This window comes from Polynucleobacter sp. MWH-Aus1W21, from assembly GCF_018687275.1.
Classification (GTDB): Bacteria; Pseudomonadota; Gammaproteobacteria; order Burkholderiales; family Burkholderiaceae; genus Polynucleobacter.
The window spans coordinates 996,483-1,019,189 of the sequence record NZ_CP061287.1 but is presented as its reverse complement, the minus strand read 5'-3'; the positions used below and the strand labels follow the sequence as shown (position 1 = coordinate 1,019,189).

At 45.7% G+C, this 22,707-nt stretch carries 14 protein-coding genes and 2 tRNA genes; 4 read left to right on the top strand and 12 right to left on the bottom strand.

Annotated features, from left to right (window positions below):
* Positions 1–95: 95 nt before the first annotated feature.
* Positions 96–2,681 (top strand): bifunctional aconitate hydratase 2/2-methylisocitrate dehydratase, encoded by a 2,586-nt coding sequence (locus tag ICW03_RS05260; protein ID WP_215349851.1) that lies wholly within the window; start codon positions 96–98, stop codon positions 2,679–2,681.
* A 100-nt stretch (positions 2,682–2,781) separates the two neighbouring features.
* Here ICW03_RS05260 and ICW03_RS05255 read toward each other — a convergent pair whose 3' ends face one another.
* Genes ICW03_RS05255 through ICW03_RS05245 form a run of 3 tightly spaced genes read right to left on the bottom strand, consistent with a single transcriptional unit; the run spans position 2,782 to position 8,282 of the window.
* The gene (locus tag ICW03_RS05255) at positions 2,782–3,537 is read right to left on the bottom strand and encodes a spermidine synthase (protein ID WP_215349848.1); all 756 of its coding nucleotides are present in this window, start codon (positions 3,535–3,537) and stop codon (positions 2,782–2,784) included.
* Positions 3,538–3,548: 11 nt separating this feature from the next.
* Positions 3,549–7,586, bottom strand: coding sequence for a phosphoribosylformylglycinamidine synthase (gene purL / locus ICW03_RS05250; RefSeq protein ID WP_215349846.1), 4,038 nt, complete (start codon positions 7,584–7,586; stop codon positions 3,549–3,551).
* 21 nt (positions 7,587–7,607) lie between these two features.
* On the bottom strand, positions 7,608–8,282 hold the full coding sequence (locus tag ICW03_RS05245; protein ID WP_215349843.1) for an ABC transporter ATP-binding protein: 675 nt from the start codon (positions 8,280–8,282) through the stop codon (positions 7,608–7,610).
* A gap of 41 nt (positions 8,283–8,323) precedes the next feature.
* Between ICW03_RS05245 and ICW03_RS05240 the strand changes: the two genes are divergently transcribed.
* Positions 8,324–8,956: an arylesterase gene (locus ICW03_RS05240; protein WP_215349841.1), complete on the top strand. Its 633-nt coding sequence runs from the start codon at positions 8,324–8,326 to the stop codon at positions 8,954–8,956.
* 1 nt (position 8,957) lies between these two features.
* Here the strand turns inward: ICW03_RS05240 and ICW03_RS05235 are convergent, their stop codons facing one another.
* From ICW03_RS05235 to ispD, 9 genes are all read right to left on the bottom strand, one after another.
* The gene (locus tag ICW03_RS05235; RefSeq protein ID WP_215349838.1) at positions 8,958–10,421 is read right to left on the bottom strand and encodes a peptidylprolyl isomerase; all 1,464 of its coding nucleotides are present in this window, start codon (positions 10,419–10,421) and stop codon (positions 8,958–8,960) included.
* 107 nt (positions 10,422–10,528) lie between these two features.
* Positions 10,529–10,604: transfer RNA gene (locus tag ICW03_RS05230), tRNA-Val, on the bottom strand.
* Positions 10,605–10,710: 106 nt separating this feature from the next.
* On the bottom strand, positions 10,711–13,143 hold the full coding sequence (lon, locus tag ICW03_RS05225; protein WP_215349835.1) for an endopeptidase La: 2,433 nt from the start codon (positions 13,141–13,143) through the stop codon (positions 10,711–10,713).
* 188 nt (positions 13,144–13,331) lie between these two features.
* Positions 13,332–14,693, bottom strand: a complete 1,362-nt coding sequence (clpX, locus tag ICW03_RS05220) for an ATP-dependent Clp protease ATP-binding subunit ClpX (protein ID WP_215349832.1) — start codon at positions 14,691–14,693, stop codon at positions 13,332–13,334.
* A 30-nt stretch (positions 14,694–14,723) separates the two neighbouring features.
* Positions 14,724–15,353, bottom strand: coding sequence for an ATP-dependent Clp endopeptidase proteolytic subunit ClpP (gene clpP / locus ICW03_RS05215; RefSeq protein ID WP_215349829.1), 630 nt, complete (start codon positions 15,351–15,353; stop codon positions 14,724–14,726).
* Positions 15,354–15,383: 30 nt separating this feature from the next.
* Positions 15,384–16,721, bottom strand: coding sequence for a trigger factor (tig, locus tag ICW03_RS05210; protein ID WP_215349827.1), 1,338 nt, complete (start codon positions 16,719–16,721; stop codon positions 15,384–15,386).
* A gap of 57 nt (positions 16,722–16,778) precedes the next feature.
* Positions 16,779–16,865, bottom strand: a tRNA-Leu gene (locus tag ICW03_RS05205).
* Positions 16,866–16,943: 78 nt separating this feature from the next.
* On the bottom strand, positions 16,944–17,447 hold the full coding sequence (gene ispF / locus ICW03_RS05200) for a 2-C-methyl-D-erythritol 2,4-cyclodiphosphate synthase (RefSeq protein ID WP_215349824.1): 504 nt from the start codon (positions 17,445–17,447) through the stop codon (positions 16,944–16,946).
* Between the two features lie 8 nt (positions 17,448–17,455).
* Positions 17,456–18,205: a 2-C-methyl-D-erythritol 4-phosphate cytidylyltransferase gene (gene ispD, locus ICW03_RS05195; protein WP_215349822.1), complete on the bottom strand. Its 750-nt coding sequence runs from the start codon at positions 18,203–18,205 to the stop codon at positions 17,456–17,458.
* A gap of 23 nt (positions 18,206–18,228) precedes the next feature.
* Between ispD and mfd the strand changes: the two genes are divergently transcribed.
* Positions 18,229–21,774, top strand: coding sequence for a transcription-repair coupling factor (mfd, locus tag ICW03_RS05190; RefSeq protein WP_215349819.1), 3,546 nt, complete (start codon positions 18,229–18,231; stop codon positions 21,772–21,774).
* An 18-nt stretch (positions 21,775–21,792) separates the two neighbouring features.
* A complete protein-coding gene (gene serB / locus ICW03_RS05185; RefSeq protein WP_215349816.1) occupies positions 21,793–22,680 on the top strand; it encodes a phosphoserine phosphatase SerB in 888 nt (295 codons plus the stop codon).
* Positions 22,681–22,707 lie beyond the last annotated feature (27 nt).

Sequence of the window (22,707 nt, the reverse complement as noted above, 5' to 3'; positions counted from 1 at the left end):
TATAAGACTTTAATAAGTATTTATAATGAACAGAATTGGGAGAAAATCCCATTTTTGGCAGTTCTATTGACCACCTTTATCCCATAGGAAACAACATGTTAGAAGCCTATAACGCCCAAGTTGCTGAACGTGCCGCCCTTGGCATCCCAGCCCTACCTTTAACCAAGGATCAAACTGCTGAATTGGTTAAATTGTTAAAAAATCCACCTGCCGGTAAAGAAGCTGAGCTAGTAGATTTAATTACAAATCGCGTTCCTGCTGGAGTAGATGAGGCCGCAAAAGTAAAGGCCGAATTTTTAGATGCAATTGCCAAAGGAGCTGAAAAGTCCCCTTTAATTTCCAACATAAAAGCCACTGAATTATTGGGAACAATGCTCGGTGGTTACAACATCAAACCATTGGTGGAGTTGCTCTCTGACGCTACTTGCGGCGCAGCGGCGGCTGAAGCTCTTAAGAAGACACTTTTGATGTTTGACTACTTCAATGATGTGCAAGAACTTGCGCAAAAAGGTAACGCAAACGCCAAAGCAGTAATGCAAAGCTGGGCAGATGCGGAGTGGTTTACGAGTCGCCCCGCAGTACCAGACAGCATGAAGCTCACCGTTTTCAAGGTAACCGGTGAAACCAATACTGACGACCTCTCTCCTGCACCAGATGCATGGAGCCGTCCTGACATTCCATTGCATGCAACGATCATGCTTAAGAATCCTCGTCCCGGCATTGAGCCTGATGAAACTGGTGTTCGCGGCCCAATGAAACAGATTGCAGCCCTTCAGAAAAAAGGCAATCAAATTGCCTATGTTGGCGATGTTGTTGGTACTGGCTCTTCTCGTAAATCTGCCACAAACTCTGTTCTCTGGTGGACAGGTCAAGACATTCCGTTTGTGCCAAACAAACGTTTTGGTGGCGTGTGCTTAGGAACCAATATTGCTCCAATCTTCTTCAACACCATGGAAGATTCAGGCGCATTACCGATTGAATTAGATGTTTCACAAATGAACATGGGCGATGAAATTGAGTTGCGTCCATACGAAGGTAAAGTATTTAAAAATGGTCAGGAAATCACCAGCTTCTCATTGAAATCCCCTGTGATTTTGGATGAAGTGCGTGCTGGTGGTCGTATTCCATTGATCGTGGGTCGTGGACTTACAGCTAAAGCTCGCGCGGCATTAGGCCTACCAGCGTCTACTGAATTCCGTGTACCAGTGAGCCCTCCTGACAATAAAAAAGGTTTTAGCTTGGCACAGAAGATGGTTGGTCGAGCATGTGGATTGCCTGAAGGTCAAGGTGTTCGCCCTGGCACCTACTGCGAGCCACACATGACTACCGTTGGATCACAGGACACAACAGGCCCAATGACGCGTGATGAACTGAAGGACTTGGCTTGCCTTGGCTTCTCCTCAGATCTAGTCATGCAATCTTTCTGCCATACCTCCGCTTACCCTAAGCCAGTGGATATTCGCACGCAACATGAGTTGCCACCATTTATGACTAATCGTGGCGGTGTTTCATTGCGTCCAGGCGACGGTGTTATCCACAGTTGGTTGAATCGTCTGCTCCTCCCAGACACATGTGGAACTGGTGGCGATAGTCATACCCGTTTCCCAATTGGTATTTCCTTCCCTGCAGGTTCAGGATTAGTTGCTTTTGCGGCAGCTACTGGCGTAATGCCACTGGACATGCCCGAGTCTGTATTGGTTCGATTTAAAGGCAAAATGCAGCCTGGTATCACATTGCGTGATCTTGTTAATGCAATTCCTTTGTATGCAATTAAGAGAGGATTGTTGACTGTTGAGAAACAGGGTAAGAAAAATATTTTCTCTGGTCGCATTCTGGAGATTGAAGGCCTACCTGATCTCAAAGTAGAACAAGCGTTTGAATTATCAGACGCCTCTGCTGAACGCTCAGCTGGTGGCTGTACAGTTCACCTCAATAAAGAGCCAATCATTGAGTACATGCAATCCAATATCACTTTAATGAAGTGGATGATTGCTAATGGTTACGAAGATAAGCGCACTCTTGGTCGTCGCATTAAAGCAATGGAAGCTTGGATTGCTAATCCGCAACTTCTCAAGGCTGATGAGAATGCTGACTATGCAGAGATCATTGAAATCAATATTGATGAAATCAAAGAACCTATTCTTGCATGTCCTAATGACCCAGATGACGTTAAATTGCTGTCTGAAGTAGCTGGCGACAAGATTGATGAGGTATTTATTGGCTCATGTATGACCAATATTGGACACTTCCGCGCAGCTGGCCAAGTGTTGCAAGGCAAGAAGGACATGCCAACTCGTTTATGGGTGGCCCCTCCTACCAAGATGGACGCAATGGTTTTAATGGAAGAAGGCTACTATGGCATGTTAGGTGCGGCAGGTGCTCGCATGGAAAGCCCGGGCTGCTCTCTGTGCATGGGTAACCAAGCTCAGATCAGAAAGGGTTCGACAGCAGTATCAACCTCTACACGTAACTTCCCTAACCGCTTGGGTATTGATACACGCGTATATTTGGCTTCTGCTGAATTGGCTTCTGTAGCAGCCCTCCTGGGTCGCTTACCAACTCCTGCAGAGTACCTTGAGCAAGTGAAGGCACTCGATGCTAAAGCTGGTGATGTCTATAAATACATGAGTTTTGACAAGCTCAAGTCATTTAGTGATGTTGCAGATACTGTAACGGTTTAATACAGCAAACCCTCAGCCTTGAATAAGGGTTGAGTCATAAAAAAGGCGATCAATAGATCGCCTTTTTTGATTTCTTAAATTTCAACTGGTGTAATTTGGTTTAGATAGAAAGCTTTAACTCCTGTCTTGCATTCTCACGACTAATGCCGGACACCCATTTATTAGTAGGCAAGCCTGTCTTCTCAAGAATGAGCTTAGCTCGCTTGGATACATCTTTCCATTCCGCCTCTAGCTGTGGGCCCTTAAAAGCAATTGCGACGACATTGCAATCATGTGACTCTGGAAACAGGAGCACTCTATTATCAAAGGCTTCGCAGATGTTCTTTAAATTCACCTCAAAACTTTTATGTCGTGAGAATAGGTTGACTGTCATTACACCGGGACCCTTAAGGACGTTGAAGCATCCTTTATAAAATTCTAAAGAGCTCGCCGCAGGTCCATCGCATATTGCATCATATAAATCCACTTGTACAGCATCAAATAGGCCTCGGTATTTTTTATCTTTCACAAACTGTTTCGCATCAATTTGAAGTGTTTCCAATTTACGATCGTCATCTGGCGTAAAAAACATCGACCTGGCAGAGACTATTACTGCAGGATTTAACTCTACAACCGTCGTCTTCACTGCTGGACAATAACGATGCTGAAATTTGGTCAATGCACCAGTACCTAAACCCAACTGCGCAACCCGCATCCCTGGCTTAGTTTCCAAAAACAATAGCCAAGCCATCATTTGCTGGTTGTACTCAAGATAAATCTCATCGGGATCGCGCAAGCGCATAGCCCCTTGAATCAATTCAGTCCCAAAGTGAAGGTAGCGTATGCCACCGCTTTCAGAAAATGTAACTGGTTCCATCTATAGAAAGATTATTTAGCCCAACGACGAGCATTACGGAAAAGGCGTAACCATGGGCTGGCGCCATCAGGGGTATCCAACCATTCCGGCGGGCACCAACTCATCTGCGCAGCCCTAAATACACGCTCTGGATGCGGCATCATTACCATGAAGCGTCCATCTGATGTCGTAACGCCTGTTAAGCCGCCGGGAGACCCATTGGGATTCATAGGATAAGTTTCCGTAGGGATGCCTAAATGATCGACAAACCGGAAAGAGGCTAACCCCTGCTTTTGAATCTGCTCTAGATTGCCTTGTTGGCTAAAGTTTGCATAACCTTCACCATGTGCAATCGCAATTGGAATTTGACTGCCTTCCATGCCTTGGGTAAAGATTGATGGAGAGGGCATAACTTCTGCCATAACCAAGCGAGCTTCATACTGCTCTGATTGGTTACGAGTAAATTTAGGCCATGCATCAGCACCAGGAATAATCCCCGACAGATTGCTCATCATTTGGCAGCCATTACAGACGCCCAATGCAAAACTATCCTGACGGTTAAAGAATGTGGAGAATTGATCACGCAACTGTTGATTAAAGAGGATGGTTTTCGCCCAACCTTCGCCAGCGCCCAGCACATCACCATAGCTAAAGCCACCGCAGGCAATTAAACCTCTAAACTCTTCGAGCTTTGCTTTACCGCTAAGTAAGTCGGACATATGGACGTCATAGCTATCAAATCCAGCCCAATTGACTGAGTAAGCCATTTCTACATGAGAATTCACACCCTGCTCTCGTAAGATGGCGACCTTAGGACGCAAATTTTTAGCAATGAAAGGTGCTGCGATATCTTCAGATGCATTGAATGTGAGTTTAGGGCTCATGCCTGGATCTGCGATATTGTCTAAGAGAGCAAATTCACTATCGGCACATGCTGGGTTGTCACGCAAGCGTGCAATCTGATAGCTAGTGTTGGCCCACATTTTTTGGAGCACTTCACGCGGCTCAGCAAAAATATTCTTAGCATCGCGCCAGATCTCAATGCGTCCATTAGTATTTGGTTTACCTATTACATGACTAAATGCACTAAGACCTAATTTTCTGAGAGTGGCAAATACAGCGTCACGATCTTCTTTTCGAACCTGGATAACGGCACCAAGTTCTTCATTAAATAAAGCGCGCATAGTTTGCTCATGACGGCGACCCGAAACTTGTTGAGCCCAATTCTTGGCATCACCGTAATCTGGCTCCTGCCCTGCATCCATGGCAATCATATCCACGTTCATGGAGATGCCGCAATGAGAAGCAAAAGCCATCTCTGCAACGCAAGCAAGTAATCCGCCATCAGACCGGTCATGATAGGCCAATAACTTACCTTCTTTGCGGAGCTCAATGATTGCAGAAGCTAAAGATTTGAGGTCTTCTGGGTGGTCAACATCAGGAGCTGTATTTCCTGACTGATCCAGAACTTGAGCCAAGATGCTGCCGGCCATGCGATTTTTGCCGCGACCTAAGTCAATCAAAATAAGTTCTGTCTCCAAAGCAGATCCGTCTTGATCTTTCAATTGCAGAAGTGGAGTTGATGTCTTGCGAGCATCCTGCACTGATGAAAAGGCGGAAATAATTAAGGAGACTGGAGCAACTACTTTTTTAGCCTCGTTGCCATCTTGCCATGCAGTTGACATCGATAACGAATCTTTTCCTACTGGAATAGAGATTCCAAGAGCGGGACACAACTCCATGCCAATGGCTTTAACTGAGTCATAAAGCTTGGCATCTTCGCCAGGGGCTCCACATGCTGCCATCCAGTTTGCCGAGAGCTTCACACCTTGAAGATTTGCAATATCTGCAGCCAACAGATTTGTGACGGCCTCACCAACAGCCATACGAGCTGCTGCTGGAGCATCGATAACTGCCAATGGTGTTCTTTCGCCCATAGACATGGCTTCACCACGGTAGCCCCTGTAATCCATCATCGTGACAGCACAGTCAGCAACAGGAACCTGCCATGGACCGACAAACTGATCGCGAGCATTAAGGCCGCCAACAGTTCTATCGCCAATCGTAATTAAAAAGGACTTGCTTGCTACTGTTGGTTGCTGCAAGACCCATGCAATAGATTGGGCTAGATCAGCATCGGTTACATCCAACTCTTTAAATTCTTGCACAACTCGTTTAACGTCTCGATGCATCTTCGGAGGCTTACCTAACAATACCTCCATAGGCATATCAATTGGTGAAGCGGCGTCAGCACCGGCTGCCTGCTTAGAGTCACTCAGTGTTAATTGACGTTCAGAGGTGGCCTCTCCAACGACCGCAAATGGACAGCGCTCACGCTCACAAAATGATTTAAACAACTCTAAATCTTTTGCATCAATTGCTAAAACATAACGCTCTTGAGATTCGTTACACCAAATCTCCGCAGGGCTCATGCCGCTTTCTTCAAGAGGTACGCTACGGAGTTTAAAAGCAGCTCCAAGACCTGCGCCATCCGCTAACTCTGGGAAGGCATTAGATAATCCGCCTGCGCCTACATCATGAATGGAAACAATCGGATTGAGATCGCCAAGTGCACGGCAAGCATTAATAACTTCTTGTGCCCTGCGCTCCATCTCTGGATTGCCGCGTTGCACTGAATCAAAATCTAAATCTGCAGTATTGGTGCCTGTGGAAACAGAGCTACCAGTAGCGCCGCCCATGCCAATTCGCATTCCAGGGCCGCCAAGTTGAATGAGCAAATGACCAGCTTGAATTGCTTTTTTGTCAGTGTGAATTGAATCGATACTACCAATGCCACCAGCAATCATGATGGGCTTGTGATAACCGCGGCGAGTTCCATCCAAGGTCTGCTCAAACACGCGGAAATAGCCGCCTAAGATCGGCCTCCCAAACTCATTGTTAAATGCAGCGCCACCTAAGGGACCATCAATCATAATTTGTAATGGCGTGGCAATACGCTCTGGCTTGCCATATTTCTCAGCTTCCCACGGAAGATCTGTGCCTGGAATATTTAAATTCGAAACAGAGAATCCAGTAAGTCCTGCTTTAGGGCGACCACCAACTCCGGTTGCGCCCTCATCGCGAATCTCTCCGCCAGCACCAGTTGAAGCACCAGGGAATGGCGCAATTGCTGTGGGATGGTTATGGGTCTCAACCTTCATTAAGGTATGAACTAGGCGCGTATCTTTTTGATAGCGATGATCTTTACCCTGGGGAACCCAAGTCTCCGCATCACATCCAGCCATTACTGCAGAGTTATCGGAGTAGGCAACAATCGTGCCCTCTGGGTGCAGTTGATGAGTATTGCGAATCATGGCGAACAATGAGCGCTCTTGATCATCGCCATCAATTGTCCAGCTTGAATTAAAGATCTTGTGACGGCAATGCTCGCTATTTGCTTGAGCAAACATGATCAACTCAACATCAGATGGATTGCGCTGAAGACGAGTAAAACTTTCTGCAAGATAAACAACCTCATCATCAGATAAGGCAAGACCTAATTCTTGATTTGCCTTATCAAGAGCTGCCCTGCCCTCAGTCATCACTGGAATGCGTGCTAAAGGCTTGTCTTCTAAAGATTGATATAAGGCGTTAGCCGCATCGGTTGAATCGATAACCGCTTCAGTCATTCTGTCGTGGACCGCAGCTAACACCAATTGTTTCTGTTCTGGAGTTAGCGTCTTTTTGCTCTTCCATGAAAACTGAACACCGCGCTCAAGTCGCAGAACATCTAATCCGCATTGACGAGCAATATCAGTTGCCTTACTAGCCCAAGGTGAAACAGTTCCAAACCTAGGGATAACAATCGCACATTGATCCTCTGTTTTGCCTTTTCCAAACCAGGATTTACCTGGGTTTATTTTGGATTGAAATGGCTGACCGTAGGTCAATAGGCTTGCCATGACTTCCTGGTTCCTGGAGCCTAACTCAGCCTCAGACCAAATAAAATGAAGGTATTGAGCCTCTATAGACTCAAGATCAACCCCTTGGGCGGCCAAAGACACTAAAAGTCGCTGTTGGCGGAAGGGGGAAAGCGCGTCTGCGCCGGGCAAAAAGTGGAAAAAAGACATCCCTAGATTATAAGGTTTTGCCTACAGTAAGCGACCGCCCTGAAGGTGCAGTTGCCGCTGGCACCGGTCAGCCAAGGCCTGGTCGTGGGTAACCAAAATAAGGGTCGAATTATTGGCCTGATTTAGCTCAAAAAGGAGCTCAATCACCCTATTTCCGCTGGCCTCGTCCAGGCTGCCAGTTGGTTCATCTGCAAATAGGATGGCGGGCTTCATGATGAAAGCCCTGGCCAGTGCAACTCGCTGCTGCTCACCACCGGATAGGGTTTTAGGGAAATGGTTGGCGCGCTCCTGTAAGCCTACTTGCTCTAACCAATGCATAGCATTTTCTTTAGGCATATCCAGACCATTGAGCTCGGCAGGCAGCATCACATTTTCAAGCGCCGTTAGATGCGGAAGCAATTGAAATGATTGAAATACAAACCCAACCTTTTTACCCCTTAATAGCGCCCTACCATCCTCATCCAATTCACTGAGGTTTTGCGAGACTAGTTCAACATAACCGCTAGAAGGAATATCTAAACCAGCCAAAAGACTAAGTAAAGTGCTCTTACCAGAGCCGGATGCCCCTGTTATTGCAACACTCTCACCCTGAAAGACATCAAAGCTAATGTCGTGCAAAATAGTTAGCGATCCATCGCTAGATAAAACTTGTTTACCTAGATGTATCGCACTAAGGACCTTTACTGGGTTACTCATAAATGAATCGATATATTGGGTGGAGCTTCTTGAGTAAAAAAATGAAAGCCCTAACGTCGGCTATTGCTCTATTTTGCCTGTTTATTTCATTCGGCACCTTAGCCCAGACAAACCAGACCATTTTGGTAATGGGCGATAGCCTATCTGCAGAATACGGACTGGTACGTGGAACAGGCTGGGTTAAGTTAATGGAAGATCAGCTTCACAAACAAGGCAGCCCCTGGAATGTATTTAATGCCAGCATCAGCGGGGAAACGAGCTCCGGCGGCCTTTCCCGACTTTCCAAGCTACTGGAGCAAAAAAAGCCTGGGATTGTATTTCTTGAGCTTGGCGCAAATGACGCCTTGCGCGGTTTGTCCATTCAAGAATCCAATAAGAATTTGCGCAAGATGATTCAAATGAGCAAGCAAGCTGGGGCAAAAGTACTTCTATTCGGAATGCAGATTCCACCAAACTATGGTCAAGAGTACGCCCGGGAATTTAAGGATCTTTATGTAAATCTAGCAGTTCAAGAGAATGTGCAACTACTCCCTTTCTTTTTAAGTGGAGTTGCATCCGATATCAGCCTGTTCCAAGCTGACCGCATTCATCCCAATGAGAAAGCACAAACCATCCTCTTTAAAAACGTATGGGGCGCTATGGCCCCATATCAAACAATGCTTAAAGGTAACTAGCCTAGCTTCCGGAACCGGATGACATTGGCTTCAGTGGGTTGATTACTTTCACTCCAGCAACATCACGCCAGTAAGCCATGAATCCTGCAAACTCAGACTGGGCTGCTAAAGCCTGGATTTGTTGGGCTTGTGCTTTATGAACTTTGGCATCAACACCTGCTGGTTGACGAAATTGATCAACTCGGTAGAGGGTGGTTCCTACGCCAGGGTTGCTAACCGATACCAGGGCCGGAAATTTATCCGGGCTGATGGACATTATCTGATCAAGCGCACCACCAACTAAATTAGCAGGTTTATTCCTGGAAACCCAAACTGGACCAGCAAAACCTGATGCGCTTTTAGGATCTTTTTCTAATGCAGCATAACGATCAGCTGCAGCATTAATCGCTAGCTTCTCAGCCAAACGCTGACTCACTTGACGCTTCACTTCCGCCGCTACATCTTTATATGGAAGCGTTTGCGCAGGATGGAAAGTGACCACTCGAGCAGAAACAAATACGCCTTGGGCTGTTTGCACTGCTTCAGTATTGCGCTTGTTCTTAATGGCCTCATCGCCAAAAAGAGATTGAACAACCTTTGGATTGGCTAGCGGGTGATCTTTTGCAACACCAGAGGCGCCAGAACGAGTTACGCCCTTTTGAGTCTGAACATTCAGCTTCAATTTATCTGCGGCCGGCTTAAGGCTATCAGACTGGTCATAAGTCATGTTGGCAAACTGATCAGCCTTTTCACTAAATACCTTGGCATCTTCCTTTGGATCGGCTTTAAGAACAATGTACTCAACATCCACATACTCAGGACTCTCAAATAGCTTGGCATTTGCTGTGTAGAAGGCTTGCAACTCCTCTTGTGAAGGATTTACCTTAGATAAGTAGTCCTTGGAATCAAAAGACATCGCTTGCACTTGTCGCTCTGTCTCATACAGAGTTGAAATGATTTCAGATAATTTGGGGTTATCGATTTCAGTACGCGCTACTGAGTTCACCAGTTGGCCAATCTTTAAATCAAATGCTTGGCTAGCATAAAACTGCTCTTCATTCATTCCATTACTTGCCAGCAACTGCTTGAAACGTGCGTCATCAAAACTACCATCTTGTTTGTAGAGTGCGCGGATCTGTGGAATGTTTTGCAAGCTTTTAACCAAAGCTTCTTTACCTACTTGCAAACGAAGATCGCCAACAGCAAAACCTAAAATTCGTTGTTGCAGCAACTCATTCAATATGGCCTGTCTAAATTGGAGACTTTGAGCAATTTGGGCATTACCACCTACTCGCTCAGCTTGACGTTTAGCTGCTGTATCTACTTCTTGTGCAGTAATAGATTTGCCGTTAATTTTGACTAGATCCGTTTCTTTATCTAGAAAGCCGGAATAGCTGGATATGCCAAAGAGCGCAAATGACGGAACAATCAAAAGCATTAATACAAATTGCAGAATTCGCTGGTGTTTACGGACGGTATCAAACATGAAAAAGTTCGCTAGTAAAAAATATGAATACTAGGAGTGTACTAGGGTAATGAGCTTGGTATTGAAACGCCTGAGCAGGCTTAGAGGGGGTAATGCTAGTAATAATTTGGTGGGCGCTGAGAGGCTCGAACTCCCGACATTCTGCGTGTAAGGCAGACGCTCTACCAACTGAGCTAAGCGCCCCAAAATATTACAAGGTGAGATTGTAACCTAAGCGTGGATTTCGGGGGAAATTCCATTAAATTGATCTCAAACTATTGGATCAATTTAATGGAAAACCGCCATATTTTCAGTGCTTAAGAACGTCTGCAGCTGCGCCCTTGTCATTTGCCTTGCTGGCTTCCGCCACTTTTTTGGCAAGCTCTTCTGGCGTTGGATCTGGCAATGCTTCTGGCATGCGCTCTAGTGCCAACTCCAGAACTTTATCGATCCAGCGAACAGGAATTATCTCGATCGCATTCTTAACGTTATCTGGAATGTCGATGAGGTCCTTCACGTTCTCCTCAGGGATCAAGGCTAGCTTGATACCTCCACGATGAGCAGCTAAAAGCTTTTCTTTCAACCCGCCAATTGGAAGAACCTCTCCACGCAAAGTAATTTCACCTGTCATGGCGACGTCTGATCGTATTGGAATACCAGTAAATACAGATACCAGAGCTGTTGTGATCGCGATGCCAGCAGATGGACCATCTTTAGGTGTTGCACCATCCGGGAAGTGGATATGAATATCCTTCTTCTCAAATGACTCGTCAGCAATACCAAGTCGCTTAGCTCTGGATCGTACAACGGTACGAGCTGCCTCAACCGATTCCTTCATCACATCACCAATGGAGCCAGTGCGAGTGATTACGCCTTTACCGGGCATCACGGCAGCTTCAATGGTGAGCAAATCTCCGCCAACCTCGGTCCAAGCCAAACCAGTTACTTGTCCAATTTGATTCTCTTTGCCGGCTAAACCAAAGTCATACATGCGAACTGAAAGGAACTTCTCTAGGTTGTCCGCATTAACTACAACTGGAGCCGCCTCTTTCTTCAAGAGCAAGAGCTTGACTACCTTACGGCAGATCTTGCTGATTTCGCGCTCTAAAGAACGCACACCAGCCTCGCGTGTGTAGTAACGAATCATGTTGCGAACAGCGCTATCTTCAATCTTGAGCTCGTCTTTTTTCAAGCCATTATTTTTGATTTGTTTAGGAATCAAATAATTAACAGCAATACTAGTTTTTTCATCCTCCGTATAACCAGCCAGACGAATAATTTCGAGACGATCTAATAGCGGACCTGGAATATTCAAAGAATTTGAGGTTGCCACAAACATGACGTCAGATAAATCAAAATCCACCTCAACATAGTGATCCTGGAAAGTATGGTTTTGCTCTGGATCCAAGACCTCCAGCAAAGCACTAGCTGGATCTCCACGGAAATCCATGCCCATCTTGTCAACTTCATCCAACAGGAATAACGGATTGCGAACGCCAACCTTAGTAAGACTTGTCAGAATCTTGCCGGGCATAGAGCCAATATAGGTTCTGCGATGACCACGAATCTCTGATTCATCACGTACGCCACCTAAAGCCATACGCACAAACTTTCTGTTCGTAGCACGTGCAATAGATTGACCAAGCGATGTTTTACCAACACCAGGAGGACCCACCAAGCAAAGAATCGGCGCCTTTACACGATCAACACGCTGCTGAACTGCGAGGTACTCCAAGATGCGTTCTTTAACCTTGTCCAAACCGTAGTGATCTTCATCCAATACTTTTTCAGCATTGGTGAGGTCATTATTAATCTTGGTTTTTTTCTTCCAAGGCAAATTCACTAGCGTGTCGATGAAGTTACGAATTACCGTAGCCTCAGCAGACATGGGGGACATCAATTTTAATTTCTTGAGCTCAGACTCTGCTTTCTTCAATGCCTCTTTCGGCATGCGTGCAGCCTTGATGCGCTTCTCTAGCTCTTCTAGATCAGCACCCTCTTCGCCCTCGCCCAATTCTTTTTGAATCGCCTTAACCTGCTCATTCAAGTAGTACTCGCGTTGACTCTTTTCCATCTGGCGCTTTACGCGTCCGCGTATACGCTTCTCCACTTGCAGAATATCAATCTCACTTTCGAGGTCCGCGAGCAAACTTTCTAGGCGCTGTACGACATCCGTCATTTCAAGCAATCGCTGTTTCTGCTCAAGCTTTACTGGTAAGTGTGCACAAATGGTATCGGCCAAGCGACTTGGATCATCAATTCCACCTAATGAAGACAGAATTTCTTGAGGTACTTTTTTGTTGAGTTTTACGTATTGATCGAACTGCGCCATGATTGCGCGACGCAAAGCTTCAGTTTCATGCGCATCAATTGCGTTAATAGCTGTTGGTGTTGCTTCACAATTGAAGTAGCCAAGACTATCTTCAATTTGACTAACTTCAGCGCGCTGCACACCCTCAACAAGCACCTTTACAGTGCCATCAGGCAGCTTAAGCATCTGCAGAATATTGGCAATACAGCCAACCTCATAGAGATCTTCAATAACAGGCTCATCCTTGGCAGCCGCTTTTTGGGCCACCAAAAGGACATTTTTGCCAGTTTCCATAGCTGCCTCGAGGGCTTTAATGGATTTAGGGCGACCCACAAACAAAGGGATCACCATGTGAGGAAATACAACTACATCCCTTAATGGGAGCAAAGGTAGTTGAATGGGTTCAGAGGGTAGTAATAAGTGGCCAGGCATAGGGCAAATCCTCCAAAGTAATCAATCCTCAAAAGTCTCCAATAGTGATAGTTATTAAACAACCACTAAATAGAGACATTATTTATGAGTAGCATACTACCTATATGGGTAGGCTTTAGAGAAAAACAAGGGGTAAAAAGACAAAAAAGGGGCAAAAATGCCCCAAAAATAGCGAAAACCCTAAGAATTTAGGCTTTTTTGCTCAAATCTGCCTGTTCGGCATCTTGTTTGTAGACCAAAAGTGGTTTTCCACCCTCAGCAATGCTGCTTTCGTCGATAACGACTTTTTGGACATTCTTGAGAGATGGTAGGTCATACATCACATCCATTAAAGAGCCTTCAAGGATGGATCTCAGGCCACGCGCCCCTGTTTTACGAGCAATTGCCTTCTTAGCAATGGCTGATAAAGCCTCACGTCGAACTTCAAGCTCAGAGCCCTCCATAGTCAGGAGTGCTTGATATTGTTTAACCAAAGCGTTTTTAGGCTCAGTCAGAATCTGAATTAAAGCCTCCTCATCCAATTGGGCCAAAGTAGCCACAACCGGCAGACGACCAATTAACTCCGGAATCAAGCCAAACTTAATTAAGTCCTCTGGCTCAACTTCAATTAATAGGTCGCTTACGCCGCGATCATCTTTACCTGGAACGGTGGCATTAAAACCGATGCCGGTTTTAGCAGTGCGTTGCTGGATAACTTTCTCGAGTCCATCAAAGGCGCCGCCGCAGATAAACAAAATATTCGTTGTATCTACTTGCAAGAAATCTTGATTGGGATGCTTGCGACCGCCTTGTGGCGGAACAGAAGCCATAGTGCCTTCAACAAGCTTTAATAATGCCTGTTGAACACCTTCACCTGATACATCACGAGTGATGGATGGGTTATCGGATTTACGAGAAATCTTATCGATCTCATCAATGTAAACAATACCGCGTTGCGCTTTTTCTACGTTGTAGTCGCATGCTTGCAAAAGCTTTTGAATAATATTTTCAACGTCTTCACCAACATAACCAGCTTCAGTTAAGGTTGTTGCGTCAGCCATCACAAATGGGACATCCAACATGCGAGCTAAAGTCTGCGCTAAAAGAGTCTTGCCTGAGCCAGTAGGGCCAATTAATAGAATATTGCTTTTAGCAAGTTCTACGCCATCTACCATTGCCTTAGCCGGAACCTTGGACTCTTTTTTATCTGAGCCCTCTACCGGCTTGCCATCTTTATCTAACTTCTCTTTTTTTGGCTTAGGTAAATACTGCAAGCGCTTGTAGTGGTTATAGACAGCAACCGCGAGTGTTTTCTTAGCATGATCTTGACCAATAACGTATTGATCTAGGTTTTCACGAATTTGATGTGGAGTTGGCAAAGAATCATCGCCCTCTTCCTTTGGAAGCTTGGCAATTTCTTCTTGAATAATGTCGGTGCAAAGATCAATGCACTCATCACAGATAAATACAGATGGGCCAGCAATGAGTTTTTTAACTTCGTGCTGGCTCTTGCCGCAAAAAGAACAATACAGAACTTTATCTGGTGAATTAGTTGTATTTGAATCGCTCAAAATGGGCTCTGTAAATAATGAATAAGAAAATTAAGGGCGCTTCTCGATAACCTTGTCGATCAAGCCATACTCGCGAGCTTGCTCAGCCGACATAAAGTTATCGCGGTCGGTATCTTTTGCGATTGTTTCAATCGATTGACCAGTGCGGTCAGACAAAATCTTGTTGAGTCGTTCGCGCAAGTACAAAATTTCACGGGCTTGAATTTCAATATCAGATGCTTGGCCACGCGCACCACCCAAAGGCTGATGAATCATCACACGTGAATTCGGTAGCGCATAGCGCTTTCCTTTTTCACCAGCACACAATAGGAATGCGCCCATACTTGCGGCCATACCCATACACAAAGTACTTACATGCGGCTTGATAAATTGCATAGTGTCGTAAATCGCTAAACCTGCAGAAACAGATCCACCAGGAGAGTTGATGTACAGAGAAATTTCTTTATCTGGGTTTTCGCTCTCAAGGAAGAGTAACTGAGCAATCACCAAGTTAGCAGTTTGGTCGTTTACTTCGCCAACCAAAAAGACAACGCGCTCACGCAATAATCTAGAGTAGATATCGTAAGCACGCTCACCTCTACCAGAGGTTTCAATCACCATAGGAACCAAGCCCAAGCCTTTTGGCTCTAGATTTTCAGACTGAGAATGATTGTGGATCATTTTGAAACCTCTTATAGGTAAATGGATTGCTTAGTTTAGCTTGCTGAGTTCTTCAAATGACACAGCCTTATCGCTTACTTTAGCTTGAGATGTGAAGTATTTGATGACGTTATCTTCAAGGACTAGGTTCTCGATATCCTTTAAACGACTTGGATTGCTGTAGAACCAACGAACCACTTCCTTTGGATCTTCGTAAGTAGCTGCCTGCTCATCAATTTCAGCTTTAATTTGATCAGCAGTAGCTGCCAAGTTTTGCTTTTTAACTAACTCGCTCAAGATCAAGCCAAGGCGAACGCGTTTCGTAGCTTGCTCAGCGAAAATCTCTGCCGGAATTGGTGCATCTTTGGCATTAGGAACACCACGTTGCATCAGGTCTTGACGCGCACCCTCAACCAAGCGCTCTTGCTCTGAAGCAACCAATGATTTAGGAACGTCTAATTCACACAAGCTGTTGAGCTTATCCATCACTTCGTTTTTCATTAGTGAAGTGATACGACGCTTTACTTCGCGATCTAAATTCTCTTTTACTTCAGCGCGCATCTTTGCAACGCCGCCTTCAGTAACACCCAATGACAATGCAAATGCATCATCAACTGCTGGTAAATGTGGCCAGTTAACTGATTTCACAGTAATCGTGAACTCAGCTGTTTTGCCTGCAACGTCTTTACCGTGGTAATCAGCTGGGAAGCTCAATGGGAATGATTTGCTTTCGCCTTTTTTAAGACCTAAAGTTGCAGCCTCAAACTCAGGTAGCATGCGACCTTCGCCCAATACATATTCGAAGTTTTCAGCTTTACCACCAGCGAATTCAACGCCATCAATTTTGCCAACAAAATCGATAACCACTTGGTCACCATTTTGCGCTGCAGTATTGGAGCCGCCGTCGCCATGGGTGCCAGCGTCACCACGTGGGTGGTAATGTACTTGCTGCTTACGCAATACATCTAATGCGCGATCAATTTCAGCTTCACCAATATCGGTTACATACTTAGTAACTTCTGCCTTGGAAAAGTCGCCAATTTTTACTTCAGGCAAGACTTCAAAGAATGCATCAAAGACAACCTTGTCAGCATCAATCTCACTCTTTGGCTCAAGACGTGGTTGACCAGCTAAAGCAACGCCCTCTTTTTGGGCTAGCTCATAAAACATTTCAGCGGCTTTATCGAATTGCAATTCGAAATCAACTTGCATACCGTGCTGTTTTTCAACGAGGTTCTTTGGAACTTTGCCTGGGCGAAAGCCTGCCATTTTCATGGTCTTAGCAACTTTAGCCAAACGGGCTTCACGCGCTTTTGCCAAATCGGCACGAGCGAATTCCAAAGTCATTTTGCGGTCTAGTGAACCTAAATTTTCTATCTGCACAGCCATTCTCGTCTCTTAATTGAAGATCTGGAAATGTGAAGTCCAAGCCAAGTAGCAATCTTGTGGTGCGAGGAGGGGGACTCGAACCCCCACACCATTTCTGGCGTCAGGACCTAAACCTGGTGCGTCTACCAATTTCGCCATCCTCGCGAATATCCGCAAACTGCCAAGCTTAGACTTCACTCTAAAGACCGTAATTCTACAATGCCTAGGGTTTTAGAGATTGTTTTAGGCCTTATAGAGCAAAGCTACTGCATGGACAGCGATGCCCTCTCCCCTACCCAGGTGCCCAAGAGATTCATTGGTCTTGGCCTTGAGGTTGACGTGACTGGGGGTCACAGCCAAATCTGATGCAATATTACGGACCATTTCAGGCAAAAAATCAGCCAATTTAGGCTTTTGGCAAATGATGGTGGCATCAACATTACCTATCTGGAATCCCGCAGCCTGAACCTTTTGAAGAGCGGCTCTGAGCAAAATCCGGCTATCCATATCCTTAAACTGGGGATCCGTATCTGGAAATAGCTGCCCGATGTCGTTTAAACCAGCGGCCCCTAGTAACGCATCCGTGAGGGCATGCAATAACGCATCAGCATCGGAATGCCCCAATAATCCCTTCTCGTGAGGAACGTGAACTCCACCTAAGATGAGCTTGCGGTCTACAACCAGGGCATGAACGTCATAACCCTGGCCAATACGAAACTGAGGAATATGGGGAGTACTTTGAGTCATATTGATTTTTATCGAGTAGCTGAACTTAAGAGCAATTGCATTAAATCCCAATCAGCGGGATGAGTAACTTTAAAGTTGCGAGCAGCGCCTTCTATCAGTAGAGGCTTAGCACCGGCCAACTCAATTGCGCTAGCCTCATCAGTAACGTCAGCTTCAAGACGAATAGCGCTTTCTAGAGAATCATGCAGCTGCTTTAAACCAAACATCTGAGGGGTTTGCGCCTGCCACAGATGTTCGCGCGGAATAGTTCTTTCAGAGCGCGGGATATTGCCTGCTATGACTGAGTCCAGATCTGCTTGCTTTAATGTATCAGCCAAAGGAACAGCCAAGATACCTCCTGCATTGGATAACTGAACTGCGTTGATTAATTTCTCAATCAACGCTGCCGTGATTCCTGGTCTAGCTGCATCGTGAACCAATATCCAGTCATCCTCGGCAATGCCAGCTTTGAGCATTGCCGCTAAAGTATTTCTGACTGTTTCTTGCCTGGTTGGACCACCGGTTGGTAAAAATTGAATTCCCTTGGCGCCATTGGCAATTGTTTGCAAAATGGGGTTATCAATAAAACCGGGGCTAACGCCAATCCAGATTGACTCAACTTGAGGGGTATTCAAAAAAGACTCTATTGCATAGCAAAGCATCGGCTTTCCAGCCAATTGCTGAAATTGCTTAGGCAATTCACCGCCAAGGCGTGAACCAGTGCCAGCGGTTGGCAAAAGCGCGTGACATTTCTTGTTTGAAGGATTTCCGAGGGCCATACCTGATTCTATAATGAGCCTAGATGTCTGACGTATTAAATCTAGCACCCCCTATACCCGCTCCCCGGGCTGGGCAGCGCTTTACCTTTTCAGGGCTGATTGGCTCCGCAGATGCTGCTTTAATTGCTCAAAATGCCCTCCGCTACCGCGATAAATTCTCAGTGATGGTGATTTTTTGTGCTCAAGCACAAGAAGCTCAACGCCTACTAGAAGAAATCCCCGCTTTTGCGCCGCAACTGAAAACCAGGCTTCTGCCCGATTGGGAAATCCTCCCATACGATCATTTTTCACCCCATCAGGATTTAGTTTCCGAAAGACTTGCCACACTTTATGAATTGCTCAATGGCAGCTGTGACATTGTTTTAGTCCCTGTTACAACTGCTCTTCAGAGACTAGGTCCTCCTGGTTTTCTATCTGGCCACACCTTTTTCTTTAGGCAAGGTGACAAACTCAATGAGGCAGCATTAAAGCTGCAGTTGCAACAAGCTGGTTACGATCCAGTAAGCGCAGTGATGCGCCCTGGTGAATATAGTATTCGCGGTGGCTTGTTTGATTTATTTCCCATGGGATCCAATCTTCCTTATCGATTGGATTTATTTGGCGATGAGATTGAGCAAATTCGTGCATTTGATCCCGATACTCAACGCAGCCTATATCCCGTAAAAGAAATACGCTTGCTGCCAGGACATGAATTTCCATTTGATGATGCCTCTCGCACCGCATTCAGGGGGCGCTGGCGGGAAGTGTTTGAAGGTGATCCAAGTCGCTGCTCTATTTATAAGGACGCCAACCTAGGTATACCTAGCGCCGGAATCGAATCCTATTTACCGCTCTTTTTTGAAGAGCAATCCAATTTATTTGACTACTTCCCCAGGTCTGGTGATCCCGTTTGGCTAGTCAGCATTGGTGATGTTGAAGAAACTATCAAGAGCTTTTGGAAAGATACGCTTTCTCGTTATGAGTTTCTAAAACATGATTTAGATCGCCCCATTCTCCCACCTAAGGAATTATTTTTAGATGTTGATGAATTTTTTTCAACATCTAAACCGTATGCACGATTAGCTTTTGAAAAGGAAGGCTTTGAACAAAACGAGTTTTCCTCGGTACCCGATATTGCAGTGCATCGTCGAGATGCAGATCCCATCAACCGTTTACGCAAAATAGTTGCAGCGGAAAAAGTACGCATCCTAATCTGTAGCGATAGTGCGGGACGAAAGGAATCTATTCGACAGCTTTTCGAAGAAAGTAATTCAGTTGCTGAGCTAGATGGCAAACCCCTTTACCCATTAAAACCAGAGGGCTTCGATAGCATTGCCGATTTCATCAAGAGTGGCTCGCTATTTGGCTTGGTAACTGCGCCACTCTTTAACGGCTTCTCTTGGCCAAGAGAAAATCTAATCGTCGTTACTGAAGCGGAGCTATTTACGACTACCGCAAGACAGCGACGCAAAGGCAAGGCTAACGAGAATGCTGATCCTGACATGCTATTTAAGGATCTGTCGGAACTGAAGATCGGCGATCCGGTAGTGCATGCAGAACATGGCATTGGGCGCTATCAAGGTTTGGTACTTCTAAATCTTGCGCCGCCTAAAGAAGCACCAATTTTCGAAGAGTTTTTGCATTTGCAATATGCAGGTCAAGCCACTTTATATGTGCCTGTTCAGCAGTTAGAAATGGTAACTCGCTATGCAGGCTCAGATCCGGATTCAGCACCACTTCACCAATTAGGCTCAGGCCAGTGGGACAAAGCAAAACGTAAGGCGGCTCAGCAAATTCGTGACACAGCTGCAGAGTTGCTAGGTTTGTATGCTGCAAGAGCTATTCGCAAGGGTCATGCTTTTGAATTCTCGGCCCATGACTATGCCGCTTTTGCGGAAAGCTTTGGCTTTGAAGAAACTCCCGATCAAGCTAATGCCATCGCCGCCGTGATTGGTGACATGACTAGCGGAACACCAATGGATCGCTTGGTTTGTGGCGATGTTGGCTTTGGCAAGACGGAAGTAGCCTTGCGCGCTAGCTTTGTTGCGGTAATGGGCGGCAAACAAGTGGCTATTTTGGCTCCAACCACCTTGCTTGCAGAGCAACACGTTGCTACATGGAAAGATCGCTTCGCTGATTGGCCGGTCCGTATTGTTGAGTTATCTCGTTTTAAAACGACAAAAGAAATTAATGCAGCCTTAGAGGCCATTGCTAAGGGTGAGGCAGACATCATTATTGGAACTCACAAGTTGCTTTCCAAGGAGACGCAGTTTGCGAATTTGGGATTAGTGATTGTTGATGAAGAGCATCGCTTTGGTGTTCGCCAAAAAGATGCTCTTAAGGCACTTCGCGCTGAAGTAGATATTTTGACGCTTACTGCCACCCCAATTCCAAGAACGCTAGGCATGGCAATGGAAGGCTTAAGAGAGTTTTCCATCATTGCTACCGCACCTCAGAAACGATTGGCAATTAAGACTTTTGTGCGCCGTGAAGGTGATGGCGTCATACGTGAAGCCGTGCTGCGTGAAATTAAGCGTGGCGGACAAGTCTATTTCTTGCACAACGAAGTTGAGACGATTCAAAATCGCAAACACGCTTTACAAGAATTGATTCCAGAGGCGCGGATTAGCGTAGCTCATGGACAAATGCATGAACGTGAGCTTGAATCGGTCATGCGTGAATTTGTGACACAACGCACCAATATCTTGTTGTGTACCACCATTATTGAAACTGGCATTGATGTTCCCACAGCAAATACCATCATCATGCATCGTGCAGATAAGTTTGGTCTTGCCCAGCTTCACCAACTACGTGGACGTGTGGGTCGCTCACATCACCAGGCTTATGCCTATCTGCTCGTCCCAGATCCAGAAGCGCTCAGCAAACAAGCGCAGTTACGCTTGAATGCGATTCAGGCAATGGAAGAGTTGGGCTCAGGATTCTATTTGGCAATGCACGATTTAGAAATTCGTGGTGCTGGCGAAGTATTGGGTGATAAACAATCCGGTGAAATTCATGAGATTGGGTTTCAGCTCTATACAGAGATGCTAAATCGCGCAGTGAAATCCTTGCGTAGCGGTAAAGAGCCAGACCTCCTTTCACCACTCCAGGCAACAACGGATGTCAATCTCGGCGTACCCGCCCTGCTACCAGACAATTACTGTCCCGATGTCCATGAACGACTCTCGCTGTACAAACGCTTTGCTAGCACTCATGACTTCTCTGAATTAATGAGCTTGCGTGAGGAACTAGTGGATCGGTTTGGGGATTTACCAGATCAAGCAAAATCTTTTTATGAAACACACCGCTTGCGTCTAGAAATGACAGGGTTTGGCATTAAAAAGATTGACGCAACACCAACGTCTATTCAGATTCAATTTATTCCGAATCCACCGATAGATCCAATGAAGATCATCCAACTCATCCAGTCATCGAAATATATTCAACTCAATGGTCAGGACAAGTTAAAAGTGCTACCTCAAAAAGACCGCGAGTTTGAGAAATTGGAGCAACGTCTTGATGCTATTAGGCAAGTCCTTAGACGCCTGAATGAATCCGCTGTTTTAAGCCCAATGAAGACGGGTCAATAATCCGATTATTATTAAGCCATGAGCAATCAAGTACTTGTAGCAATATCCAGAGACCCTTTATCTGAAAAGCTGATCTTTTCACTAAAAGATCAAGCCTTACAGCACGGCGTCTCGCTGCACTCTATTGGCGGTCAAGTCAGCAATGGTGCTTATTATTCCGAGCGTTTTGAATCAAGCGCGCATATTGAAACAGCCCAACGTGAGCAACTCCGCACCTTAACTGCCAACTTTAATGCGGACCTCTGTTTCTTGAAAGCAGATCTCGTGCCGCAAGATATTCGCGTACTCGCAATGGATATGGACTCAACACTTATCAATATTGAATGTATTGATGAGATTGCAGATTTCACTGGCAAGAAGTCGGCTGTAGCTGAAATTACTGAAGCCACTATGCGCGGGGAAATCAAGGACTTTCAAGAAAGTCTTAGGAGACGTGTGGCACTACTTGAAGGCGTTAAAGCAGATGCACTTGAATCCGTTTATCGAGATCGTTTACGCCCTAACCCTGGCACAACAGAACTCTTGGCTGGCGCTCACGCACGGGGAATCTATACATTACTGGTTTCTGGCGGATTTACCTTCTTTACAGAGAAATTGCGCCAGCAACTGGGCTTTAAACAAACCCAAGCGAACACCTTAGAAATTATTGATGGCAAATTGACTGGCAAAGTACTTGGCGACATCGTCGATGGTGCAGCAAAGGCAGCTCATTTAGATGCTGCATGCGCACAACTTGGTTGCACCAAAGCAAATGCCATCACCATGGGTGATGGCGCGAATGATTTGATCATGATGAATGGCTCTGGCATTAGCGTTGCCTACCAAGCAAAACCTGTTGTCAAAGAAAAAGCCGACGCGGCTTTTGACCGAGTCGGCTTAGATGCTGCTTTACTACTGATCTCTTAAGCTTTTACCTAGGAGATCAGGGCAATT

Bases quoted from the DNA above. Each gene is read 5' to 3' on its own strand.
- ICW03_RS05260 (WP_215349851.1), top strand. From the start codon at position 96: ATGTTAGAAGCCTATAACGCCCAAGTTGCTGAACGTGCCGCCCTTGGC.
- ICW03_RS05255 (WP_215349848.1), bottom strand. From the start codon at position 3,537: ATGGAACCAGTTACATTTTCTGAAAGCGGTGGCATACGCTACCTTCAC.
- purL (WP_215349846.1), bottom strand. From the start codon at position 7,586: ATGTCTTTTTTCCACTTTTTGCCCGGCGCAGACGCGCTTTCCCCCTTC.
- ICW03_RS05245 (WP_215349843.1), bottom strand. From the start codon at position 8,282: ATGAGTAACCCAGTAAAGGTCCTTAGTGCGATACATCTAGGTAAACAA.
- ICW03_RS05240 (WP_215349841.1), top strand. From the start codon at position 8,324: ATGAAAGCCCTAACGTCGGCTATTGCTCTATTTTGCCTGTTTATTTCA.
- ICW03_RS05235 (WP_215349838.1), bottom strand. From the start codon at position 10,421: ATGTTTGATACCGTCCGTAAACACCAGCGAATTCTGCAATTTGTATTA.
- lon (WP_215349835.1), bottom strand. From the start codon at position 13,143: ATGCCTGGCCACTTATTACTACCCTCTGAACCCATTCAACTACCTTTG.
- clpP (WP_215349829.1), bottom strand. From the start codon at position 15,353: ATGATCCACAATCATTCTCAGTCTGAAAATCTAGAGCCAAAAGGCTTG.
- tig (WP_215349827.1), bottom strand. From the start codon at position 16,721: ATGGCTGTGCAGATAGAAAATTTAGGTTCACTAGACCGCAAAATGACT.
- ispF (WP_215349824.1), bottom strand. From the start codon at position 17,447: ATGACTCAAAGTACTCCCCATATTCCTCAGTTTCGTATTGGCCAGGGT.
- ispD (WP_215349822.1), bottom strand. From the start codon at position 18,205: ATGGCCCTCGGAAATCCTTCAAACAAGAAATGTCACGCGCTTTTGCCA.
- mfd (WP_215349819.1), top strand. From the start codon at position 18,229: ATGTCTGACGTATTAAATCTAGCACCCCCTATACCCGCTCCCCGGGCT.
- serB (WP_215349816.1), top strand. From the start codon at position 21,793: ATGAGCAATCAAGTACTTGTAGCAATATCCAGAGACCCTTTATCTGAA.